Annotated in this window: 20 protein-coding genes; 7 read left to right on the forward strand and 13 right to left on the reverse strand. The window is 48.5% G+C overall.

All coding sequences use genetic code 11. From position 1 onward, the window contains the following. Together BC343_RS11625 and BC343_RS11630 are read right to left on the reverse strand one after the other, a co-directional pair. A partial coding sequence (locus BC343_RS11625; RefSeq protein WP_078347958.1) for a hypothetical protein occupies nucleotides 1-3,212 on the reverse strand: 3,212 nt, incomplete at its 3' end. A gap of 390 nt (nucleotides 3,213-3,602) precedes the next feature. After that, nucleotides 3,603-3,869, reverse strand: coding sequence for a helix-turn-helix domain-containing protein (locus BC343_RS11630; protein WP_078347959.1), 267 nt, complete (start codon nucleotides 3,867-3,869; stop codon nucleotides 3,603-3,605). 114 nt (nucleotides 3,870-3,983) lie between these two features. Here BC343_RS11630 and BC343_RS11635 point away from each other — a divergent pair, with 114 nt between their 5' ends. Next, entirely contained in the window at nucleotides 3,984-4,220 is a 237-nt protein-coding gene (locus BC343_RS11635) for a hypothetical protein (RefSeq protein WP_078347960.1), read from the forward strand. Nucleotides 4,221-4,308: 88 nt separating this feature from the next. Here BC343_RS11635 and BC343_RS11640 read toward each other — a convergent pair whose 3' ends face one another. Next, the gene (locus BC343_RS11640) at nucleotides 4,309-5,328 is read right to left on the reverse strand and encodes a hypothetical protein (RefSeq protein WP_078347961.1); all 1,020 of its coding nucleotides are present in this window, start codon (nucleotides 5,326-5,328) and stop codon (nucleotides 4,309-4,311) included. Nucleotides 5,329-5,447: 119 nt separating this feature from the next. Beyond that, nucleotides 5,448-5,600: a hypothetical protein gene (locus tag BC343_RS30995; RefSeq protein WP_156088748.1), complete on the reverse strand. Its 153-nt coding sequence runs from the start codon at nucleotides 5,598-5,600 to the stop codon at nucleotides 5,448-5,450. A 95-nt stretch (nucleotides 5,601-5,695) separates the two neighbouring features. On the opposite strand from BC343_RS30995, the gene BC343_RS11645 reads away from it, so the two are divergent. Beyond that, a complete protein-coding gene (locus tag BC343_RS11645) occupies nucleotides 5,696-6,790 on the forward strand; it encodes a sensor histidine kinase (RefSeq protein WP_078347962.1) in 1,095 nt (364 codons plus the stop codon). Next, on the forward strand, nucleotides 6,790-7,515 hold the full coding sequence (locus tag BC343_RS11650) for a LytR/AlgR family response regulator transcription factor (protein ID WP_078347963.1): 726 nt from the start codon (nucleotides 6,790-6,792) through the stop codon (nucleotides 7,513-7,515). The genes BC343_RS11645 and BC343_RS11650 overlap by 1 nt, the downstream gene beginning before the upstream one ends. 5 nt (nucleotides 7,516-7,520) lie before the next feature. Here the strand turns inward: BC343_RS11650 and BC343_RS11655 are convergent, their stop codons facing one another. Continuing rightward, nucleotides 7,521-10,376, reverse strand: a complete 2,856-nt coding sequence (locus BC343_RS11655; RefSeq protein ID WP_078347964.1) for a lantibiotic dehydratase — start codon at nucleotides 10,374-10,376, stop codon at nucleotides 7,521-7,523. Nucleotides 10,377-10,470: 94 nt separating this feature from the next. Between BC343_RS11655 and BC343_RS11660 the strand changes: the two genes are divergently transcribed. Further along, nucleotides 10,471-10,896 carry a MauE/DoxX family redox-associated membrane protein gene (locus BC343_RS11660; protein ID WP_143822157.1) on the forward strand — a complete coding sequence of 142 codons (426 nt, stop codon included), beginning with the start codon at nucleotides 10,471-10,473 and terminating at the stop codon, nucleotides 10,894-10,896. Nucleotides 10,897-10,954: 58 nt separating this feature from the next. Further along, entirely contained in the window at nucleotides 10,955-11,251 is a 297-nt protein-coding gene (locus BC343_RS11665) for a DUF6520 family protein (protein WP_078347966.1), read from the forward strand. A gap of 59 nt (nucleotides 11,252-11,310) precedes the next feature. Here BC343_RS11665 and BC343_RS11670 read toward each other — a convergent pair whose 3' ends face one another. The 4 genes from BC343_RS11670 to BC343_RS11685 all read right to left on the reverse strand — a co-directional run bounded on the left by BC343_RS11670 (nucleotide 11,311) and on the right by BC343_RS11685 (nucleotide 17,708). After that, nucleotides 11,311-12,693 carry a RagB/SusD family nutrient uptake outer membrane protein gene (locus BC343_RS11670; RefSeq protein ID WP_078347967.1) on the reverse strand — a complete coding sequence of 461 codons (1,383 nt, stop codon included), beginning with the start codon at nucleotides 12,691-12,693 and terminating at the stop codon, nucleotides 11,311-11,313. Between the two features lie 11 nt (nucleotides 12,694-12,704). Beyond that, a complete protein-coding gene (locus BC343_RS11675; RefSeq protein WP_078347968.1) occupies nucleotides 12,705-15,869 on the reverse strand; it encodes a SusC/RagA family TonB-linked outer membrane protein in 3,165 nt (1,054 codons plus the stop codon). Nucleotides 15,870-15,881: 12 nt separating this feature from the next. Further along, nucleotides 15,882-17,240 carry a TlpA family protein disulfide reductase gene (locus BC343_RS11680; protein WP_078347969.1) on the reverse strand — a complete coding sequence of 453 codons (1,359 nt, stop codon included), beginning with the start codon at nucleotides 17,238-17,240 and terminating at the stop codon, nucleotides 15,882-15,884. Between the two features lie 165 nt (nucleotides 17,241-17,405). Further along, a complete protein-coding gene (locus BC343_RS11685; RefSeq protein ID WP_078347970.1) occupies nucleotides 17,406-17,708 on the reverse strand; it encodes a hypothetical protein in 303 nt (100 codons plus the stop codon). Between the two features lie 245 nt (nucleotides 17,709-17,953). Between BC343_RS11685 and BC343_RS11690 the strand changes: the two genes are divergently transcribed. Then, nucleotides 17,954-18,307 (forward strand): helix-turn-helix domain-containing protein, encoded by a 354-nt coding sequence (locus tag BC343_RS11690; protein WP_162276856.1) that lies wholly within the window; start codon nucleotides 17,954-17,956, stop codon nucleotides 18,305-18,307. Between the two features lie 140 nt (nucleotides 18,308-18,447). Next, complete coding sequence (locus BC343_RS11695; protein ID WP_078347972.1) at nucleotides 18,448-19,200, forward strand: DNA/RNA non-specific endonuclease; 753 nt, start codon at nucleotides 18,448-18,450, stop codon at nucleotides 19,198-19,200. A 376-nt stretch (nucleotides 19,201-19,576) separates the two neighbouring features. Here the strand turns inward: BC343_RS11695 and BC343_RS11700 are convergent, their stop codons facing one another. Genes BC343_RS11700 through BC343_RS11715 form a run of 4 tightly spaced genes read right to left on the reverse strand, consistent with a single transcriptional unit; the run spans nucleotide 19,577 to nucleotide 23,734 of the window. Then, a complete protein-coding gene (locus BC343_RS11700; RefSeq protein WP_162276857.1) occupies nucleotides 19,577-21,112 on the reverse strand; it encodes a hypothetical protein in 1,536 nt (511 codons plus the stop codon). After that, entirely contained in the window at nucleotides 21,063-22,328 is a 1,266-nt protein-coding gene (locus BC343_RS11705; RefSeq protein ID WP_078347974.1) for an ABC transporter ATP-binding protein, read from the reverse strand. Before BC343_RS11705 ends, BC343_RS11700 begins: the two co-directional genes overlap by 50 nt. After that, nucleotides 22,325-23,404 (reverse strand): caspase family protein, encoded by a 1,080-nt coding sequence (locus BC343_RS11710; RefSeq protein WP_078347975.1) that lies wholly within the window; start codon nucleotides 23,402-23,404, stop codon nucleotides 22,325-22,327. Before BC343_RS11710 ends, BC343_RS11705 begins: the two co-directional genes overlap by 4 nt. A gap of 6 nt (nucleotides 23,405-23,410) precedes the next feature. Then, entirely contained in the window at nucleotides 23,411-23,734 is a 324-nt protein-coding gene (locus BC343_RS11715; protein ID WP_143822159.1) for a hypothetical protein, read from the reverse strand. Nucleotides 23,735-23,959 lie beyond the last annotated feature (225 nt).

Genomic DNA, 23,959 nt, shown 5'->3' on the forward strand with positions numbered 1-23,959 from the left:
CTCATCAGTGCATCGGTGGGATAAATGCAAATATCATCGCGGTAAACACCACTTACTGCATCAAAAGTTTTACTACCTGTGTAGGCTTCCTTCTTGTAAACCCATTTACCGGCTACCAATTCGTACCAGCTGATAAAATAGCTCTTACCTGCCGGCGGGCTAAAATTGACCGTATGTTCCCCAGACTTAGCGCGGGTGCCCGTGTGGGCCTCGGACGTTGGCACCAAAGTATTAGACTCGAAGCCGTCATAGAAAATTTCATTGTAAGCAGCATTTTTTGCTTCGGCAACAGGCAGCAAGCCGTCGTAACCCCACAGGTAACTACTTTTAGGCCCAAGGTATTTCGATTGGCTTTGCAGGCCACCGCTGGTGGTATAGCCATAGAACACAATGCGTGGGTCCCAGTTGCCCCCGGCAGCTTTGGTTTGTATGCCCGCAGGTTCAAATACCTGGTTCCCCCAATCGCCATAATCGGTTTTTACCGCTTGCAGGAAAGTTAAGTCCTTATAATAATCGTCCTCTATCTTTTTTTCTACCAGGTTGGCGGCAATCATAGCCGGGTAAGGTGCCCCTGCGCCATCGGCAACCATTTCGTGCGGGTATTTTGATAACACGCGCTGTACAATACCATCGCTCCCCCCCGTTTTTTGCTCGGTGACCTGCATGTGGGCGGGGTTGCCGTAGATGTTCACCTGGTAATTACTCACAGGATTATTGCCCTCCAGGTCGTAATTGGTGGTTGTTACCGTATCGGCATATATCCATTGTACATAAGTTTTGTAGCGCGAAACATCAAAAGCATCCAGCCGGAAATAAGCAGCATCAATAGGTGAACCAGGATCAAAATTTCTTCGTACCACGTTACTGCTGTAATTAACCTGCAGGCGTGGGTCGTTTACATAATGTGTAGTTACGTTTTTTACTATTTTCCAGGTGTAGGCGCCTGCCGATCCGCCATTTACAAAAAAGGCACCGCTTTGCCTTTCCAGCCCATTGGTCAGCCCATAGTTCTCTATCGGCGTACCTGGAATAGTGTCGCCGGTGATAATTTGCCCGTAATTATTAAACGTGTACAAGTATTCATGCTCTACCCCGCCATTAGCCCACTGGTCGCCCTGCATCTCAATAACCTGTTTATAAACGATATGCCCGCCCGAATAAAAATTCAATGAACGGTTGGGGCTGGAACTGGCTATATAGTATTGGCATAAACCGCCCGGGCAGCTGCTTGTTTTTTGTATGCCGTAATAATCAGCATTATCCGCCTTTTGCATCACGCGGCCCGAAGACTGGGTTTGAGCCGCTAACGACGCGTATACATATCTTTTAATAAGCGTTTTACCCGTGAGCGGGGTACTGATATTCCGGGCAAGGCGCACGCCGCCTACCTGATAGTTGGCAGTAACCCCGCCAGCCACCGGCTGATAATTTACAGTGGCGCTGGATACTGCGGCCGCACCGAAGGAACGCACCCTTAAAATAAAATCCCCTCCCGAAGCATTAGGCAGCGTGCCGCTGTAGCTTTGCCCGATATTGATCTGGTTGCTCCACATTACCTGGTTGGTAGCGGCATATAAAACCTCCACGATGGCATGCTGGTGTATCTGGTCATCGATGCCCGAACCGCTATAGGTGCATGACATGGATATCGTAATGGGTGCATTGGCTGAACTGAAGGCCTGGCTTACGGGAGTTTCGCCGCTGTTACCAAAGCCTGTGGCTGATTTAGTGAGGTTAACACGGGGCAATACCGGCACACGTGTTTCGTAAACCGTATTCGGTTCGTACTCCAGGCTATCGGTGCCATAGGATGGATAGGTAATTTTGCTTAATAAGCCAAAATAGGAATAAGCCCCGTTGGGGTTCCTGTCGGCCATGCCCGAAGGAAATTTCGCAGTAATTGTAGGGTCGGGGCTTGGCGGCACCAAATAGCTGTTGTTTACACCATTAAAATAGCCCCAATAATCTTGTGCGAAAGACAGCCTGGAGCCCAGCTGGTTAATGTTATAGTAATTCATCCGGTGCGTTTGCGCCTGAACGCCGGTATTGTACTTGATTACGCTTTTCAGGTATGGGCGGTTGGCCGTGCTGGCACCCGCAAACGTATTGGTGTAATTATTATTATAGCCGTAGATATAGGAAAGCTGGTAACTCTTCAGTATTCCGGAACCGTTAAAGGCCACGTAATCCAACAACTTGTCGCCCGGCACATCCAGCCTGTCGATATAAACAAAATCAACACTGGAATAAGAACCGGTGATGGATGACAATATTACACCGTTGCTGCGAAGCACACTACCGCATATCTGGCTTTCGTTACGGCTGCTGCATACTGTAGGGCTGCCGGGGCACGATACCGTGCTTAAGGTAGTTTGCGGTGTACGGATCAGCGTCTGGCTTACATCCGCTACATAATCGAAGGTGATTGGCTGGTAAGTGAACAATACCTGCTCGCCGCTGTAATGCTGTATTTTGGTAAGGTACCAGGCCGTGGCATTGGGTAAATTAAAATTCTTCCCGCAATCTTCACCTGCACCCTGCGGCACGGTTTTACTGGTTTCGGTAGCCTGAGTGCCACCGAAATAATATTTAGTCCCTTCCGGATCAGTTATCTTGATGGTCCAATCCTCCGGGATTTCCTGGTGGAAATTTGTTTCGATCTTCAGGTTCGTGGCTGCTAAAGGCACCGCTTTGGTCCGTTGCGCCGGGTCGAGGATAAACTGCCCGCTGTAACCATTAAAATCAAAATTAAATACATCTGTTTGGGTATCGTACAAAGAAGAACCCGAAGTGGCATTATATAAAAAATACCGGTAATCAGATCCGTAAGTATCAGTTGGGTAAGGCAGCCAGTTCGAATTCTCGTCCGCCACTCCTGCAACCGAACGGGAGATAACGCCCCCGGCATTCAGTACCCAACCGGTCCCTGCCCGCGAAGCAATTTGGTTCATCCGAATGCCGTTCCCCGAGTTGTAAGATAAATTAACAGGCACCTTAACCCGACCGGCAGTGATCTCGCCAAGTGGTATAGCCGCGCTTACCGAGCCCGTGGACATATTAACGGGCAGCCCCGCATACTTCGTGGTCTCGAAAGCATTGGGTGCGGGTGGTAAAACATTGGTTAAAGCGGGGGCATTGATACCCTGCTGGGCAAAAGCCAGCGAACACGCAAAAGAAAGCAAAAGGCCGGCAATAAAGGTCTTTTTTAGCATATGATAAGGAGGTTATAAAAGTGATCGGTAATTAGCGGCGAACGCTATTTGCAGTGAAAATATTTGATTCCGCCGAAACAAGCACCGGCGATCGTCGCAGAACGTTAAAAGTGTAGGGATCCATACGTGATAAGTACTAAAGGTTACGGTATAAAGATAGCGGCAAATATGTTCAAGGCAAAAAGAATATTAAAATAATATCAATAAGCAAATGCTCGAAACTATTTTACATAGGAAAAACCGGGCTGACCGTGATTGGAGATAACCTTACGGATCTGCTGCCGACAAAATCAATGCCAGGTTTATCAACATGAGCCCCGATGCCGCCCCCCCGGCATATCAATCGTATAGCACAATTTTCAAAGTCCTGCCTGCAAATCACCAATAGTTTTAATGCTTGCTATTTATAGATTCAAGGTCCAAACCCTCGAACCCTGCACTAAAGAATTCTTCCGGTGTCATTTTGAACGCCGCTATTATTTTCAACAAATTGTCGAAGCCAATATTCATCCCTTTTTCATAACGGAAGTACTGTGCCCGGGAAATATCATGTTCGTTAGCGAAGCTTTCATGGCTGGTATAACCCTGGCTGATGCGGATCGACTTGATCCGCTGGCCTAAAAGCCTCTGGTTATATTTTAAAGCCTCTTTTGACATATCCCGCAATCCTTTGCTGTAAAATAAAACAAAACACTGCGCATGAATAACTACTTATAAAGCAACATCTTTTAAGTATATATTTTTATCTTTACCATTGAAATTCAATTTAAAATGGACAACACTGCCCTCATTGACCTGCCCATAGCCAGCTTGGGGCTAAGCAAAAGTTTCGTTGAACGTTCCTTGTTGATGGGATTCGGCACACTTCGCCAGGCTATAGAAAAAGGGCCTCAGCGATTGTTGGAAGATGAGAATTTTTCGTACCACTGGCTTGCGGAACTCAGTTCTTTTTTGGAGGAAAAGGGGCTATTGGAACACTTGCAGCCTTTACCCGGAGCGGGCCGTTAACTTCAGGACGGATTTAATCCTCGCTTTGAACAAATGGGCGTTCCCCGGGAGACAGACAAAGCAGCTACTGCTGCCCGGGCTTCGACGTTTATTGATAGAACAACATAAGATCGATAAGTACGAGTACCGGAAAATAAGCCCGGTTCACGCGCGCCAGCATGGCTTGCAGTAAACCGCGGACGCGTGCCGCAGATTGCTGGCTCGTGCTGTAATATTCTTTACTCAGGCTTCCCGGAGAAATAGCTGGCTGCCGCTTTGTAGTGTAATTTGCGGAGAGAAATTTAAATATGGTGTTTAATGGCGTGTTCCCCAGCAGCCCCTCTTCCTGGAATAGCCGGGCCAGGTAGGCCAGGTGTGCTACCGAGAGGTTTAATGGCAGTTTTGGCGCAGGCAATTCCGGCCTGCACGATAATTTAACGGCTTCTTCGAGCCAGCCGCAAGCCATTGATTTAAGGGAGGGCCAGCCGGGATGGTAGATATAGCGGGACTGTACCGGTTGGCCGGCGTAATTCGCGAGCGTTCCGCGAAGATCAGTGGAGTCGTTCCATGAGGCCTGCAGGCTGGCAAAATACCCCAGGTGATTAAAGTTCATTTCGATCAGCATGCTGCGCATGCGTTTTTCGCAACGGACACCCGCCAGTGTTTCCAGGAAATACCGGTAATAGCCGATCGCACCATAGGCCATTGAATCCGCGGCACGGACGCTGTCCAGGTAGCTTAACAAACAAGTACCTAAACTTTGGGGCCATGGGCCATTGGCCAGGCTGTCCGCCAGTTGTGCGTGTGCACCCGCACATTCCAAAACGATGTGATCGATGAACAATTTTGGCGCAGCCACATCATGGTCAAAAAAGACCGGGTAGTAACGGCAGAGCCCGGAGAGGAGGCGAATCAACCCGCCCTGCATTTCGCCACTTGCGCACGCGGAAGAAAGTTCACTGAGGCCAATTAAATGAAAACGGAAATAACGCTGCAGCGCTTCGCCTCCCGCATCACTGAAAGCAGCCCTCTGCCATGCTTCCGCAATACGGATGCACTCTCCGGCGAAGGGGGATGCCTCACCTTCCGCAGCAAGCCTCTTTAGCCGGGCCAACTCATCTTTAAGCATGTTCGGTCTTTAAATTAATTGGAGAGGCCACGCTTTCTGCGGCTTTGCATGTTCAGTACTCAGGGTAATAAAAGCGGCCGGCCGCCTTGTTACCGGCAGGCCGCTTAAAATCGATTACTTTAACCCTTAAAAATATGGGTAGTGGTAAGGACGGTGGTCATTGATGTCGAAGTCGGGTCATTACTGGTCGGTTGCGGTAAGCCGTTCATAGGGAGGAACTGGTAAAGGGCTACGGCTTGTTTTTTTGGTAATTTGTTTTTGGGTTCTTGCATGGTTTTTATTGTTTTTACTAAAATATCCTTATCTTGTCTTCAACCTGACTTTATTACACGAACCGCAGTTTCCGCATGTCCAACACCATAAATGCATGAAATATCCCACAAAACTTCGCGCCCGTTCTATTATTCTGGGGAGGGCCTTTTGGTTGCACCTGTTTTGCTGGGCGCTCTACATCACTTATGAAATGAGCGCAATGCTGGCGACGCAGCAACCTTTTTTCCCATTCGCGAACTATATAGTTTACTACAGCGTTAACATCGGCCTGTTCTATGCCCATGCATATGTACTAACCCGTACCTTCACGCGCAGGCGGGCTGCATATTGGACAGGTGCTGGGCTGTTCCTGCTGAACTTCCTGTTTTTTTTAACATTAAAAGTGGGTATGGATCTCTTTATCAATGCAGGGAACAGCACCTTCGCAGCGCGCATACAAAGTGCTCTAAAGTATCTGCCCTTAAACGTTATGCGAAATTGCTACCTCATAATTCTGTCGACCTTTTACTGGGTGGGCGGAAATATCGCGGGGTACCGCAGGAAAGCGGAAGCTTCCGAAAAAGCGGAACTGCTGGCCCAGAAGGAGACTGCGGAATTGGGCGCACGTTTCGCGGAAAGCAGGAACGCTTACCTGCAGCAACAGGTCAACCCGCATATGCTGTTCAATGCCCTGGGCTTCATCCATACCCATGTATACCGTTCTTCACCGGATGCAGCGCATTGTGTCTGGCTGCTTTCCGATATCCTGCGTTTCGGTTTGGATGCGGCAGAGGCAGATGGCAAAGCCAGCGTGGCCAGGGAGGCGGAACAACTGGGCCATTTGCTGGAGATCAACCGTTTTCGATTTGACGGCGCTTTGCATATCCGGGTAGAAATAGCAAACGATCTCGGCAGTTACCGCATCATCCCGATGATCTTACTGACCCTGGCGGAAAATATGTTCAAGCATGGCGACCTGCGGAATGCGGAAGCCCCTGCCCTGCTCCGCCTTGAAGTAAACGGCGATGGCCGGCTACTGTTCCGGACGCGCAACCGCAAAAAGGCAGTGCCCCCAATGGCCCGTAACCGGGCATTAGGGTTACAGAATACACGCTTGCGGCTGGACTTTGCTTATCCCGGCGGCTATACATTAACCACGAAAGACGAAGGCGGCTGGTTCGAACTGGAACTGGCCATAACACTTAACTGATGGAATTAACTTGCCTGATCATCGATGATGAACCACACGCCCGTGAACTGCTTGCGGCCTATATCCACAGGACACCCGGATTAAGCCTGCAGGGAGTATATGCCGGCGCGCCGGAGGCCTTGCCCGAATTCAATAGCGCGGCCCCGCCTAACCTCACCTTCCTGGACGTGGATATGCCCGATATGAACGGGCTGGACTTCGCCTCGCTGGTGAATGGGGTGACAATGGTGGTTTTCACGACCTCTTTCCGCGAATATGCGCCAGAGGCCTTTGAAAAGAACGCGGTGGATTACCTGTTAAAGCCGATCGCTTACCCGCGGTTCCTGGCCGCTGTACAAAAGGCTTCCGGGCTTCATAAAGCCAGGGCAGCGTCGGAAGAACGCCGGTTTTTCTTTGTAAAAACAGAATTGAAAGGCAAATTCAGCCGGGTCAATACCGCCGATATCGATTTTATCGAAAGCCTGGGCAACTATGTGCAGTTGCATATGGGCAAGGAAAAAGTTGCGGCATACCTTACACTAGGAGAAGTGCTGGAGCACTTGCCTGCGGGGCAATTCGCAAGGGTGCATAAATCCTTCGTGGTGGCATTGCGGGCGATCCGTACCATGGAGCAGGGCCAGGTCAAGCTGCACGACGGTTCGGCCATTCCCGTCGGGCGGGCCTATTCAGCTGCTTTTATGTCGGCAATGAAACCTTACCTGCTGATCAGCAAGCGCAACAGCTAGGTCTGTTACGGTTGAAGGCGTTTTGTCAAAGAACGTAAATATTTGCTTAGGCTGTAGTATACCAGCAGTTCCTGTTTGCGCTGCTCGGCAGGGAAACAGCGGTTGAGGTGCATATGCACGAGGCTGCCCAGCAGCTCCTGCTTTGCCTGTGCACCCAGCGATGTAGCCGCATCCCGGATATTGGACATCGTTTCAATAAGGCCGTGAAAGGCCGGCTCCTTTACCGGGGTACCGCCCAAGAGGTTCCGGAGGCCGCGGAATTTGTTGCCCAGCGCTATTTTCAGCGCTTTATCTGCCCGGTGCTCCTGCAGAAAGCTTTCGGCCATGATTTCGCAAAAAGCTGCACCGTCATTTTCCAGGAAGGCCACGATCATGGCATGGGCAGAGGCCAGTGCAAAATGAAAGCGTTGCGTATCCCCCATGCCTATAAAACTTATCGCAAGCCCGCTGCTTTCCCGGAAAACATCTTCCGCCAGTTCCATCAGTTTCGGGTGGTAACGTTCGAGTTCGGGCCGGTAAGTGTCCGCCCGGAATTCCTGAACGAGGTGTTCCAGCCCGGCCTCGCGGATTGCCTTTTGCAGGCTTTCGATAAACGAGACGTTACTGCCGGCCTTCACTTTCACCCGCAGGCGAATATGGTGGCCGCTGTCGGTGAAACGCACGAAGTGCCAGTTGGCAAGCCTGGCGGATTGGGCGGATAGCACTGGGCGGAACACTTCCGTTAACAGGCGTTCTGCGGATACCGGCGTGCAATACAGTTTGAGGTACAGCCAGGTGCTGCCAGGCGGGAAAGCACGAGGCATGCCGGACTGCGGGACGTGGCCTGGCATGGGCCTGTAGGACGCCCGGCCATTATGCAGGAAGGCAAGGAACTGGCCCGCGAAAGGCTCGTACCCGCATTTGACGCTGCGTCCAGGCAACAGGTATTCCTGTAGCGTAACCTGCCCCTGCCCTTTCAGGCATTCCAGGAAAAAGGACGCTTCGGGGGCGTGGGCCAGGTCGAAGGCCAGTTGCTGGTCCCCGCCCCCCAGCAGCACCCGTTGCGGCAAACCATATTCACGGCGGAAGCAGCGGAGGGCTTCCTCGCTGCCGGCATTTAGCAAGGGCCTTAATTCGGCCGGGGTAAAATGCCATTTGGCCAAACTCAGGATCACCCGGCCGGTGTAGAACCGGGGGTAAAAGGACAGTCCCGGAAAATATTGCTCCGGGTCAAAGGCCAGGGCAGCCTGGGTACCCTGGTATTGCAGGTCGCACAGGAAGCGGAAAACCGACAGTTGGGTGTTCCGGTGGTTATAAGCGGTGGCTAGACGGGGCATGACCCTTTTATCCAGTTTTTTTGAAAACAACAGGAGTTCGCCATTACGTACACTCAGGTAAAGCCCCCCGGGGAGTAGTTGCCGCGAACCCGGCATGGATGACTGCACATTAAGAGGTATCTCGTAAGGGTAAATTGGGCGGCGGCGGTTGATGTTATCGGTGTGGAGCGCAGACAACTGCCCGATATCTGCGAAAACGATACCCGGATTGGCGGCCTGTTCCTGCGCGGCGATAGACCGGCAAAGCCGGCGGGTAGTATCACTAAAGGGGCTGAAGCGGCCTGCCATGGCCGTGGCGGTGGCCCCGCCGGCCTGTTCCAGCAGGATATATTCTTCGGTTTCGCGGAAGACGATACTGGTGCTCGGGGGAAGCAGGGCAGCGCCCGCAGGCAAGGCGGTATCATCCGCATCCAATTGGACAGGTGCATACTTGTCCCGGCCCGCATCCTGTTGCCAGCGCGCGAACAAATAGCGGTGTACGTGCGTCCAGTGCAGGGAGGCACCCGGCGTTTCCGCAACTGGAAAAGGCAGGCCATCCAGCCCTCCCGCTAAACCAACGCCGGCCAAGCCACCGTAGGCAATGCCGGTATCCGGGTCAAGCGCTTCCAATAAGGGGACCTGCTGCAACCCGAAATGCCCTTCAAAGGCCTTTGTGAATTCCTGCAAGGCCGCAGGTACCAGTGGTGCGGATAGCTTTTGCAGGAGCACCATTGCGTTACCGAGGGCATCCTGTACCGCGAACGCGGGGCCTCCCGACAGCAGGGGCCGTTCCAATGCCGTATAAAAGCGGGGAATAGCCTCCCCGACTTGCGGGCAATATTTCCGGGCGAGCTTAACGACGCTACCTTTGGCGACCCGGTGCCCCGCCGCCTGGCCGATCGGTGAGCGCTGTTGCGGTAGTAATAAGATTTGTTCACTGATCATGAATTCCAGCTGCCCGCCCGCCTCTTCTTCGCCGCAGCCGGTAATACCGCGGGTATAGGCAATCAGCTCTTCGATACCGGCCAGGCGGCCGTTAAGGAATTTGAACAAGCCCTCATAATAGGGTTCTGCATCAATAGCACCCAGTACAAATTCATAAGTTTTTGTTCCCCGGGGGATAGACCGGATATACCGGTATTGCCCGCCTACCCGGTAAAGCAGCGGGTTCAATGCTAATTTACCCGATGCCTCCGCACCGGTAGCCTGCAGGAATTCCATATCCGGCAGCAAATGCAGTTTGCCTTTACTGCGGCCTGCCTTTAACTGCGTAGTACCACTTTTGTCCCATTTTAAATTTGTGAAGGAAGCAAAACTACCGTAAGGTACCGGGCGGAAGGACATGCGGTTATAATACTTCAAAGCCGTATGGCGCTCTTTACCATTTAGTTTTCCATGCTCAAAGGCTTTGGTTTCCAGCACCCGGTAAAATCCGGGACTGGCCAGGTAAACCGCATCCTGAAAGGCTTTATCCAAAAGAACTTCAGGTAAGCGCCCCGGGTCGTAAGCTGCAAAGCTGTAAGCAGGCGCCCTCAAAAACAACTCCTCCCGGAATTTATAATCCATATGCCCGCTCCTTCCCGAAAGGGTATACTACCCATTTCATACTGTTTTGGCTTTCGCCGGCGCCTTTACTTTGCCGGTAACCAAACGAAATACCATGAACACCTTTGCCCGCTCCGTCATTCCAGCCTTGCTGATCCTGCTTTACGCTTATGCCGCCATCAGCAAGCTGGCGGAATTCGATGAATTCCGCGGGGAGATGCTGAACCAGAATTTCCCACGAGAGGCCACCGAAGCGCTGGTTTACCTGGTTCCCGCCTCGGAATTGCTGGCTATTGCCCTGCTGCTGTTTCCGCGCAGCGAAAGCTACGGGCTGTGGCTTTCGCTGGCCCTGCTCATGCTGTTCAGCGGGTATATCGCTTTGGTGCTGCTCGGTTTCTGGGACCGGGTGCCCTGTTCCTGCGGCGGCATCCTGCGCCGGATGGGCTGGGGTACCCACCTGGCCTTTAACCTCAGCTTTGTTTGCCTGAACCTGATCGCTATAGTCCAAAAGGGGAAAGCCGAAAACCTTCGAAAAGAGTAGGCAATTTTTTACATCTAAAAGTTTTCGTTCGTTTTTGATTTGAAAAACGTTCTGCATCATGAAAAATTTAAAAGTTAAAATGGCCGCGCTGGCCCTGATCCTGGGTACCGGTGCCGCGTTCGCTTCGGTTACGCCAAAGCCGTTCCTCAACAAAAAATGGGGCTTGAACCGCTCGACCGGCCAGTACGTGGAAGTGACCGGCCAGACAAAAGGCGCTGATTACACCTGTACCGGCGTTTCGGAGACCTGCACCGCACAGTTCCCTTCGGATGTTGACCCGAACAACCAGGCGGGCGATGCCCACCCGGGTACCGTTGCCGGCACGAACATCGAGCCGGGCATCTTTGCCCAGTAGGCCTTCCATCCTCATTCCCCCTGGCCGGCGCTAAAAAGCGCCGGCCTTTTTTTGCGCCTCTACCGTTCATTCTGGGCAATACCGCTCAGTTGAACTTCTTCTTTGGGTATGGGGTACGCATATCGTTTACTGCCGGGTTCCAGCGTATAGGTATTGCCCCTCACCTTACGCGTCAGCATAACCGCAAATCGCGCATCGCTGTTCAGCCGCCGAAGGTCTGCCCAGCGCGTGCCGCGCGCGGTCAGTTCCTTACGCCTTTCGTTTAGGATGAGCGCCAGTGCTTCATCGGCCGTAGCTGCCGAATAAGGCACATAGGTACCGGGCCTCCAGCGGGTGGACAGCAGCGTATTCAGGCCCGCCATTGCGGCATCTTTTTTCCCTTCCCTCGCCAGGCACTCCGCCCGGGTGAGGTACATTTCGTCCGTTGCAATACCCGAGAAATAAGCGATGATACCGGCGTAGTTCCCTTTGAATTTAAAGCCCGGCGAAAGTGTGCGGAAGAACAGCACCTTCCGCAGATCATTGTCCGCATAGGAACGGTATAACAGGGAATCTGCCACTGTTGGTGAAGCCGAGCCGGTGAAGGTATAAGACAACGCGGTGGAATAAAACAGTACCTCGTTGTTGCTATTCGGCAGCGCCCGGGGAAAAGGGCGCGTTGCTGTCGTACTGTAGCTATTGTAATTTAACAAAGCAGGCGATAGCTGTAAACAGGAATCAGCATAGCTGCCCGCATGCCCGTAATCGGACATGGATAAATAAACACGGGCGAGCATTGCAAAGGCAGCAGCGGTACCGGGACGTGTTTTATAGTTCACCGTAGCAGGCAAAAACATCCGGGCCTTCAGCAGGTCTTGTAATATCTGCCGGTAAGTGCCAGCCACGCTCCCCCGCCCTACCTTTTCATTCACATCGCTGTTCAGGCGGATGGGGATACCCGGATCCGTATTGGCCGTGCCCGGGTTGTAGGGCAGGGTAAACTCCTGGGCGAGGTTATACAAAGCAAAAGCGCGGTGGAATAAGGCCGTGCCCCTTACAGCGTTGCGTTCCGCAGCACCGGCCGTATCGGCGGGCAGCTTATCCAGCCCCTCCAAAACGATATTGGCATAGAATACCTGCTGGTAAGGCACGTTCCAGTCGCCTGCCGCTTCGGTGCCGAATATATCCGCCGCCCAGGTATAGCTGCCCCGCTCCTGCTCGAGGAAATAGCCGTTAAAACCGGCATCGTTCACCCAGGTGTCGCCATCAGCGTTATTAAATAATGCAGGCGACTGGTTAAAAACCTGCGCATTATCCAGCAGGGCACGCAGGTCAGCCAGCGTTTCCGGGACCAGCAGCGCCTTATTGGGCTTCGTATCGAGGAAATCCTTTTTGCAGGACAAAAGCAAACACAGGTAAGCCGGCAAAAGGAAGATCGTTATCAGTTTATCAGTTCGTTTCATGTCCGTAAGATTTAGTAAGTGAAGCGTATGCCGCCGGCAATAGTGCGGGGAACGGTGTAAGTATTGGCATAGTCCGGGTCCAGGCCAGCCTTGTTGGCCCGCCAGAGGATGCCGAGGTTGGCGGCATAAGCATAAACCTGGAGTTTGTATTTGGGCAGGGACCAGGCCAGGCGGATATCCTGCAGCCTGATATGGCTGCCGCTCTCCACCAGCGCCGAGGAATAGGCATAGAACTGGTCACGCTGCGTATCAGGCACCGCAGGCAGGGATGGCACAACAGTACGGGCTTCATCGCCGGGCTGTTGCCAGTGGATGGCATAATCCCCGTTCTGCCCGGCCAGCCCGTAGTCGCTTCCGTAGCGGATGGAACTCCTCCGGAAGTAGTACCCCAGTTTATAGCTGATATTAGCCGAGAGGCTCCAGTTGCCGTACGTAAAGGTATTGCGGAAAGCGCCGAATACGGGCGGGCGCGAAGGCCCGTGGTAAACGAGGTTATCCGGTGTGGCCGCCGCGAGTATCGCGCCGTAATCTTTACTGATATTTCCGTCAAGGTACCCTTGCGGGTCCCCGGTCTGCGGGTCGAGCCCCGCTGAGCGGTAACTATAAATGGCATACAGGGGTCGCCCGCTCAGCGCATAACCGCCGATACTGCCATCGCTGAGGTAGGACAGCGCAGTACTTTGCCGGTTATAGGCCACTACCTTATCGGTAACGTAACTCAGGTAAAAGTTGCTTACCCAGTTGAATTTACCGGTGATGTTTTTACTTTCCAGGTTCAGGTCGAGGCCATGGCCGCTGGCCGTCGCGGTATTGCCGGTAAAAATGGTAATACCTGTGGAGGGCGCGAAGCCGGCCTGCCCGATCAGATCGATACCGCGTTTGAAATAGTATTCGAAACTACCGGAAAGGCGGCCATCAAGAGCCCCGAAATCCAGCCCGAAGTTGATATGGCGTACGCGTTCCCAGCGCAACTGCGGGTTCGGCGGGTTGATCACGCCTGCATAAGGCAAACCCGTCAGCGCATCGCTGCCGTCGAAGTAGCTGGCGGTGGTGTAAGCGGACAGGCTCTTGTTGCTGTTGCCGTTATAGCCAAAGCTGGCGCGCAGCTTGAGTTCGGGCAGCCATGCCATATGGTAGAAGGCCTCTTTAGCGATATTCCAGGCCAGCCCGGCGGAATAAAGCGGCACGCCTTTTTGATTCGTACGCACACCGAAAAGGTTGGATTGGTCGAGGCGGCCACTGGCCGAAAAGGTAATGCGCCCGTCGTAGGTGTAGGCAGCGTTGGCATAGTACGAACGGTAATGGTCGGTAGCGCTGCTATTGCTTTGGTTAAGCGGGATAGGTGCGCTGTTGTTCAGGTCATCGTAATAGGTAAATGGCGTAACGCCATCCACAGGCCCGGAACTGGCGTGAACATTATCGTAGCCATAAAGGCGGTAAGTATCGCCGGCTACGTTCAGGCTTTGTACTTCGTAACCGGCAAGCGCCGTCAATTCATGTTTGGTGCCGAACAGGTGCTCGTAATCCAGTTGCGCACGCCCGTCATGGCTGGCGGCGGCGCTGTTCGCCAGGTCCAGTATACCTCCGGCGGGGATGGTACGGGTAAGTGTACCACTGCCATCATCCTGCGTGTAGCGGTTGACGAGGTTCCTGGCAAAAAAGCTTTCGGCCGGCTGGTGATCCCGCCCGGAGGTTTGGGTTTGTTCATACTGGTAGAGTACCTGTGCATTCAGCCCGGGCAGGACGCGGTATTTCAGCCCGGTATTCAGGCGGAAAGCAGTTTGCGTATTTTGGTTATCAGAAAGGCGCAGGTCCTGCAGGGGGCGGTAATTCCAGTCCAGCAGCCCTGCACCTGGCGCAGCATCCACAAAGTTTTGGCGCAGGTCTTTGGTGACAGCTAAAGGCTCGCCGTTGGGGCCGGCCAGCCGGGCATAAGGAAACAGTAATTGTCCGCGGTTCCACGTAAGGCCAAAAGGATTGTTCTTGTCCGCAGCCGTGCGGGTAAAGTTCAGCGCGGTGCTGAGTTCCAGCCGTCCGCCAATACGGGTGGTTTGACTCCCATTCAGCGTAACGCGGTTAAAACCGTTACCTGCCTCATTATCGAGGTTACGGTCGTAACCGGCGGAGAAGAAATAGCGGTTCAAAGCTGCGCCGCCATCCACGCTCAGGGCGTACTGTTGTTTGACGGACAGGCGGTAGAAATATTTCAGGAGGTCGTCACGGGTGTCGATGGCAGATAGCGCCTGGATGCGCTTATCGGCCTCCACCGCGCTAAGGCCGCCGTCACGCTGTTGGATCAACAGCTCCACCACGGGCGATAAGGGTAAATGGTTATCGGCGGCTTCCGTACCGTCGAAATAGCCTTCACTGAAAAGCCGTTTTTCAATGCCGATATAATCCGCACTGCTCATGCGGTTAAGGCTGAAAAGCGCGGGACGCTCCCCTACCTGAACATTGCTATTGAAAGTAATGGCAATCGGGCGGTTGAAACCGCCTTTTTTGGTGGTGATAACGATAACGCCATTGCCTGCGCGCGTGCCCCAGATGGATGCGGCAGCCGCATCTTTGAGCACACTGATGCTTTCCACGTCATTCGGGTTCAGGTTTTCGATAGGTTCGTTATAGGGAAAGCCGTCTACCACGATGAGCGGGTCGGCATTGGAGAACAAGGTACTTTGGCCACGGATAGATAAACGGCTGCCATTTTGGTTGAAGCTCAGCCCGGGCACGACGTCGCGCAGGCGGTCTACGATGTCCGTAGAAACGCTGCGCTCCAATAAGGTACGGGGCACGGCAACAAAAGAGCCTGTGGCGCGCTCTTTGGGTATTTGCTGGTAACCCGTCGATATCGTCACCTCGCTCAGGCTGTTGCTGTTGCTTTGCAATACAGCCGTTACGGTATCGGCCATGGGCAGCCTGACGCCCAGTTCATAGGGCTTAAAACCGATAAACGATACGCGCAGCCGGTATTCGCCAACCGGTGCGTCCAGCGTAAAATGCCCGGCGGCATCGGATACGGCACCATAGCGGGTGCCTAACAGCGCAACGTTTGCACCCATCACCGGGTGCTTTTCGGCATCGAGCACCGTTCCCCGCAGGGCGGGTGCCTGCGCGGCAGCTAAAGTGCCTCCGGCAAGAAAGTAAATGGCAAAAAGGAGTAAATAAAGTTTTTTCATCGATAAGGCGGGTTAAGGTTTTGAGGAATTAACAGGTGTATCGCGGATCACCATCATGTCGGCGATCCCTTCCCGTTCTGCCAGGACCAGCCCGTAAGGCGCCAGCCCTGCATTAACGGAGGCAACATCACTGAGTTTGCCGGTAAATTTCAGGTCAACGCGGCCGTCGTAGCCGCTCTGGTCGATGACAGGTATGGGCGACCGTTGCAGGTACTGCGCCTGCAGCCGCATGATGAGCTGTGATAAATGGGCGTTCTGCAGTTCACAGGAAAAGGGCGTTACATTGGTGATGAGCGTCCCGCCTTTGCTTTTCAACCGGTCAAGCGAATCAGTCCGCACCAGTGCCAGGCAGCGGGTTTTGACCGCTTCTACGGTAACCTGCCACTGCGGGAATAACCTGCGCAAGTCTTCCTGTATCATGCCGAAAGCCTTATCCCCTGTGCCCGGCGGCGCCAGCAACTCGTAAGAGAAACCATTTCCTTCGGCCAGCCAGGCATCCGTACTTTGCCCCGGTTTAGGCTGCGGGGTGGCGAGGGTTGTATCTTTCGTCAGCAACCTGATATTGGCGCGGGGGAACCACCTGTCATGCTCTTTGAAAGCCAGGCGGCAAAACCAGATAAAGGGCAGGTTGCGGACCGAGAAAGATTGCGGCTTACCGGGTTCCGGTTCGCTGATATGCAGGGCCGGCGGTAAGCCCGGCACGTACCCAGAGAATACCCGGTGGTAAAGCACCGCTGCGCCATCGCCCCCGTTACCGTTAATAAACAGCGGCCTGTCGTCGCTGAAAGGCACCTTTAGATCTTTTTTCTCACTCAGCGATGTGGCGCCGTTCTGCAACATAGCCCGGATGTTAGCCCCGTTCACCTCCGTAAATTCCGTTATCGCCACTACGGTCCCCCCGCCGTTGATCCATACATAATGCGGCAGTGTATGGTGCGGGAAAAGCTTATGCAAAGCTACGTCCCCGGTAAGCTCAGGCAGATCGAACGGCTTGTACTTTTGCATAGCCGCAAGCACCGGTGCCACGACCGCTTCTTTCTGATAGGTGACCGGCAGGAAAACCACCTTTTCGCCAAACACGCGTTGCAGCGAATCCATCACCGGCACCATCGTACGGCAGGGCGCGCACCATGTCGCCCAGAAATCGAGTATCAGCAGCTTGCCCCTAAAAGCGGACAGGTTCAGTTCCGTTACAGGTTTGCCGTTAAGCTTTAAATTACGGACACCCGAAAGATGAATATCGGGTACCTTTTCACCGACGGAGATACCGCCTTTGGTGATATTTTCGGCGTATATTTTGAGTTGGGGTTCCTGTGCGCTTGCCCGGAAAAAAAGGCATAGCACGGCCAGGAAGCATATTTTTGGCTTCATTTTTAAAAGATCAGTAGTGAGAAAAAAAGTAAAAGCTAAGGCAGCGCCAGATAAAAAAGTATCAAATACGCATAGGGAATGATAATATTAAGCAGCCTTAAGAATCAAAGGGAATAAGGTCACTCCGGCGGGCAGATGACCAGTAACCAGGGAGAAATGGTGCCGCTATTCATGTGGCTCCTCCCCTGTCGGTGATAATAAGTGCGCCCCGCCCGGCTCTTGCGCGGCCCCGAGCGCGCTAACAAGGGCTATTAACTGATCGAAGAGCGAGGCAACATCTTCAGCAGGCAACACATCAGGGTCCATCACCGATCTTCCCCCAAGCCCGCCCAGGGATGCCAATGCAAAAACTTCCCACAGCACCGATTGCACGTTCTCAACAGGCCAAAGGCGCAAAAAAGCCCTGGCCGCAGCATCAGGCGGTAAAATCGGTTCATAGGAATTATTCTTTACAAATACGGCTTCCATTACTGTGGATTAGGTTAAAATAGCGTCCACATTGCAAGCCTCACAAAAATGGGCTATTCCCGTACGCAATGACACCTCGTTGGAAAGGCGGAGGCGTGAGCCTCCTAAGCACGCATACGGGAATAGCCCATTACCCTACAAATATAGGATAAATGGGCATCTCATTCACCGTAACCTCGCGTGCTTTTAGATTTCCAACGTCTGTCAAAGCAAGGTTTCTTTGTTATGAAACACCAATTTTATATATGATAACTATCTATCTCGAAAGTTTTTTAAAGGTAACAAATAAAAACATTATTGTCAATATTGACAAGAAATTTATTTGCATTGGTTCGGAGATTGACTTAATGAAAGAAAAGTTTCTTAAGCAATATGAAACTATTGGGAAGAATGTACGATTTTTAAGAATCAAAAAAGGTTGGACTCAAGACGAACTTGCTCATAGGTGCAGCATAAATGCGGCTCAAGTAAGTCGCATAGAAAACGCGAGAAGAGATTACATGTATTCGACACTATTAGAAGTTTGTGAGGCATTGGAAGTTGATTATTGCAAAATCACAAAAACTAATCCTGAAGCGGAAGGGTTTCATGAAGGGTAAATACCACATCTTTTTAAACAGTTGAACCGCACGATATGTGTAATTTTAGGTTGAAAAATTACTTCTAAAAAAGGGTAGTTTCCCCTAAGTAGAGATTTCTTTTCTAATACTTTGCAATATATTTACCTAAACTTCACAACTTGAAAAAGCTTACCGTATTAGCTATGTTCACGGCATTATCCTTAATTTGCCATGCTCAGGACATTGTTAAGTCAGACCTATGTGCGAATTGTGTGGTGTGGGTAAACAAATATTATATCAGTATAGCCGATACTGCCAAGCATAATCCAATACTTGTTTATCATGTAATCACCAAACGGCAACTGGAAATAGCGGACAGCCTAAAAGCGAATAAGACCACTAAAATAGATCGGGCAAAATATCCTTTTAAAGCTGTTAAAGGCTTCCCTAATGAGACGAAAATATTCAGCATTGCCAATAAAATCTACCGTAAAATAAACCCCAAAAATGTTATTGCCAAAGGGCATGTAGCCTCTGCCGATGACTATTCTTGGTCGGCCGGCGGAATGGACACCTCAATGCGTTACACGTTCAACATTGCTATGGAATACCAAAGCCAGAATGCCGGCACGCAACTAGGTACGGAATATATGTGCCGGGCCATGGCACGTAAATATGACACGGTGAAAGTTTGGGCGGGAACATGGGGCAGCCAGGATGTCATCAATGACGGCAAAATAAAAGTGAACTTTCCGGCGGTATATTGGAAGATCGCCGCATACAATGGCGAAGTGCATTGTTATTGGATGCCTAATAATGACGACGGCGCAGGGCAGGCTAATTATCCTAAATTTGAGATATCGTTAGCGGAGTTGGCTGCTAAGCTGGAGTTTGACCCGATGGAGGTGATAAAGGGGGAGACTTCTCTTTAACAAGAATCTCCTACTTATATTAAGTTTTAGGGCTAAGAGTCGATATTCTTTGAACTGAAAAACGGAGTTTAGCAATTTGCTCTATAAACTGATGTTGAACATCATCAACTTATCGAATATTCAAAATGGTAGGAAGATGTTCGATTTTGAATCTTAAGAAGAACAACTTCGGCTTTTTAAATAGAACTAACTGAATTATTCGATTTCCATAAAGAAAATTAGAAATACCAAATGATTACATTTTTCGGCTTGCAGCTGATAAATATTATTGAATGAACTGAGGCGGTTTTAAATTGATTCTTTATTGGGCTATAATTGCTAACAATCTAGAAAATAGTTTTTTATAGCGGCTTTACATAACAGCCCAAATGTTATCTTACTTATTTGGTAAAATTGAAAATCTATATAAGCTTTTCATTATAAACCATGGAAAAAATATGAGGACAATTACAGCCGTGTTCAAAAACAAAGCAGAGTTCCCAATAATCTGTAAGTAAAATACACTATTCTGACTTGACCTAATATCAACAGCGGCTGTGATTATCATCAATATTATTAAAAATAATGGCAATAATGATACGATAACAACTGCAGCGGTAATGAATACATTTTTGTTAGAACGTGTACTCATTAAAAATACAAAAGAAAAAGATGCAATAAATATAATAGGTATATATTTAGGATGAGTTATCAATAGCCAACCTGCTTTAGGGTAAAATAATCCTAAAGCCAAACCGCTCATAAGTAAAAGCATTGCTGGTAAAGCAAGATCATCTGATAAAAAAAATGTTCTAAAAAAACCGGAAATCGCGATAGCTAAACCAATGCCGAAGCTTATGTAAAAACCGATATATGAAATTTGCCCTATAGGTTGAATCTTGGTTACCATTATATTAAGTTTCTCCATACGCTTTAAGGCATTTTTTTCTTTCATTACCACTATCATTTCGTCGATAAGCAAGCTAGCATGAATAGCAGATGAATCGCAATATCTATAATAGTTACTAAATGGGCTTTTATAAATGTAAAAAGAAAAAGTATTTTTTATCTCGCCTGCTTTGTTTAACCCATAGTAAGTCTTCACAATGATGCTATCTCTATACAGATTTGATTTTATAACTTTTTGCTTATAAATTTCATAATTAATCTGATATAAGGAATTCGCCAAGTTTGGTGAAGCCCATTTACTAAAATGTGGAATCATTAAATTCCTCGCCGAATACACTGTAAACGAATCTATTCCAAGGCTGGCTTGTGTCAAATAAGTTTCAACGACATGTTGATTGTTCACAAAACTTGAATAAGATTTTCTAAAGCTATGCAAGCTGTCAGACATCGATGTTCCAAAATCTAATTGAATGTCTATTGGCCGCTTTCCTCTCTCTAAATAATCTTTATCTGGATTTTTTAGGATATCCAAATTATATGAAATTAAAGTTTTAAATTTTTCAAGGTTAAGTACAGGCAATGAGTCATCTACGTATTTTTTATGCACTTTATTAACAAATCCATTGTATGGAAAAACGAAAGCCAGTGCAGTAATAAACAGCGCAATATAAACAGTAAGCAGTACTTTTAAAAAGTACATGGGTCCCGTTATTCCATGAAATTTTTGATAACTAAGTATGTGTGTATCGAAAAGCCAAACTAGAAAAAAAAATAACGCACTTAAAGATAAAAAAATCATAAAGTATTCCGGGTCAACGATACTTTCGTAATCAACTGGCAGGCGTTCCGTCCCAAAATATATGATACAAAACCAAAATAATCCATTGAATATTAGGTAGTGTAATTTTGTTGCCCATAAAGTAGGGGTATGTATCAACAAATAGTTGTCTATTACCTTTAAAAGCGCCCAAGGACTATACAATTTCATTTTCAAAAAAAATTCTGCTAGAATTACTAGTGTCACGGAAATAAGTTATTGCAACGTCGGATTCTATCATCTTATTTAACAATACCTTCCCGGTTATTAATTGTGAGGTTATTAGCATCAATTCACCATGATCTGCACGTATTTCTTTTATATGCTTCGCTAATGGCGTCAATATGTTCTTAAGTTCTGTTAGTGAACAAGTAGTTTTAAACAAGAAACTATTATAACCAATTGTGTTGCTGATTGCTCCCACGGATCCATTGTAAACGGCTTTCCCTTGATTCAAGAATATAACATTGTCAGAAACACTCTCTATATCATACAGATTTTGTGAAGATAAGATTACGCTCATGGGGAATTTTAATGAATCTGTTAGTTTCCGCAAATCATCCAAAAACAGTTGCTGTGTTTTGATATCAAGATGAGCCAATGGTTCATCCATGATTAATAACTGGGGGTTCCATGCAAGTTGCCTTGCTAGTTCGAACCGCAATTTGTATCCTCCTGATAATTTTCCCCATGGATAGTCTTGATATTTCTTCAAGCCAAGCCTGGCGATTATGTACTCAACATTTTCTATATTTTCTTTCCCTGTTATTCCCTTAGCCCCTACAGTAAAATGAATATAATCTCTTTTACTGTTAAACTTAGCCGGTTCACGAATATCTTGTGGAATATATGCTATCTGTTGTTTGATTTTGATCCAGTTAAGACCATTAGGTGAAAATGTAGGATATATGTGACTTCCCTCGTCTATTCCAAGTTCTCCAGCTATAATTTTCAACAATGTAGATTTACCATTGCCATTCTGACCAACTACACTAGTAATTTCCCCTAGCTTTAACTCAAAACTTATAGGATGAATAAAAAAGTTATCTAACTTTCTTGTAATATTTTTACATTGATAAACTGAGGCACTTTTCGCTTTGTCAATGAATGACAATCTAACCTTCTCTATCTTATAATCATTCATCGCGGTTTCATCAAAGGTATCCACGATTTCGAATAGCAATTTGGTAGCTTGCGAAATATATTCAAGTTTAGAAGTATCGAGTAAGATCAACCCTCCATTTTCACTCAATGCTTCCGAAATTTCGGATCCGAGTAAAATAATCTTAGCTTGTATTTTAGAATTGGCCTTGTACTTTTCTCCGAATCTAATAAGCCCAGCATATCCTTGCACGACGTCAAGTTGTAGGGAATTGACCACCTCATTAGCCTCGTCATTTATAACTGGATATTTTACCGTCATGATGCTTTTGATAAAACATTTTGTTTCAAGATTTCCTCAATAATTTCTAACACTCTATTGTAGGCTACAGTTCTTCGTGCTTTATATTCCAAACGATCAATCTCACCTTTTTCTTCTATCAGATCATTACATTCGGAACATAGTAAAATGCTTTCTTTATTAAAAGTTTCGGTTTCATCAAAATTCCTTACAAAGTCGATGAATGAATTGCCAAGTTGAACAAGATTATTTATCATAATAGCCTCTTCTACAAGCCGCTTATGGGCAACAATATCATATTTGGCACCAGTAAATGCAAAGTTCTCAAAATGAGGTATTTCAGAGATATCCCCATGCGTTTGAATTGGGGTTACTATTTCTGGCCGAACAGTATCGTTAGAGTTAAAGCTCTGTATATTCCTATAAGTCAACTCATGAATCTGCCTTAGGGATAGATATTTATTAGATATACTTGAGTCCCCATTTAGCAATGCTTCATTAAAGCTTTCTGTAAACATTGTTATTTTTCGTTCTTCCACGATAAAGGCTGGGCTTTCCTGGGAAGCTGCACAGAGAATTGCGACACCTCTCGTTGCAAAGGCATCTCTCAATTGTTGATTTTGAACAGAAACATCTGCACCCATAAATGCCTTGCCGGCAGAAGCGGCAAAACAGCAATCCAAAATAATAAAAGTTCTAACTGCTTTTGCTGCACGTTTAATGGTTTCGGCAAAAGGTCGAATAGTCAAAGCGGAAACACTCGGATTTTCTTGCCTTGTACCTTTTAAAGCTAAGTAGAATGAGTTATCAGTAGTCGTAAAGGCGCCATGACCTACATAATAAATAAATATATCTTCAGCCCCTGACTCTATCCTGTCGCCTATAAATGCGCTGATTTGTTGATCTATTTCATCCACTGTGGAATCTATATCAAATAGATCTAGAAAACTGCTGTTCGGTACTTCAAGTTTTTGTGCAAAATAATCCCTTATTCTATTTTTTGCCACAGAAAAAGCTTCGCTAGGTTGAAATGCAGATTTCGGAAATGTTGATGCTCCGAGCAAAATAACTGCCGTACGTTTTGGATCAAGCGCCACTGCAATTTATTTGTTATGGTCGAGTATTCGCTCTATATCTTTACTAGTTAAGTTCTCACCGATGATTTCACCATTTTTCTTAATCGTGATTTTTCGGCTCTGAGTTTTTAATAACCAATTCATCAGACCTTTTATAAGGGTCGTGACAGCGGAGGTGCCTAAAGCGGCTATCAATATTGTGCCAGCATCTTGAGTATCAATGCGTTCTTTTGTAATCGTTGATTTAATATTAACAGTTTGATCCAAGAAATATTGAAGTTCTGTTGCAAGTTTATTAGCTTCAGCAGTTGTAGCGTCTTGAAAAATAATGCTATAAGTTTCTTCGCTCATAATTGATAATAAATTTAGGTTTAATTTTATCGCTACTAAGTTTAAAAGATTGTCTAATCCCCTACAACCAAACACAAGTTTACGTCGATTTATCGACATAACAATATATCAAAACAAAAAAGTAAGCATCTTATCAAACGATAATTTAGCTATTGGAAAAAAATGCAGCGCTAACAATTGAGAATTGTAAGAAAATTGAGATCACTATTTGTAAATATTAAAAAG

It is taken from the genome of Mucilaginibacter pedocola (assembly GCF_002013915.1).
Classification (GTDB): Bacteria; Bacteroidota; Bacteroidia; order Sphingobacteriales; family Sphingobacteriaceae; genus Mucilaginibacter; species Mucilaginibacter pedocola.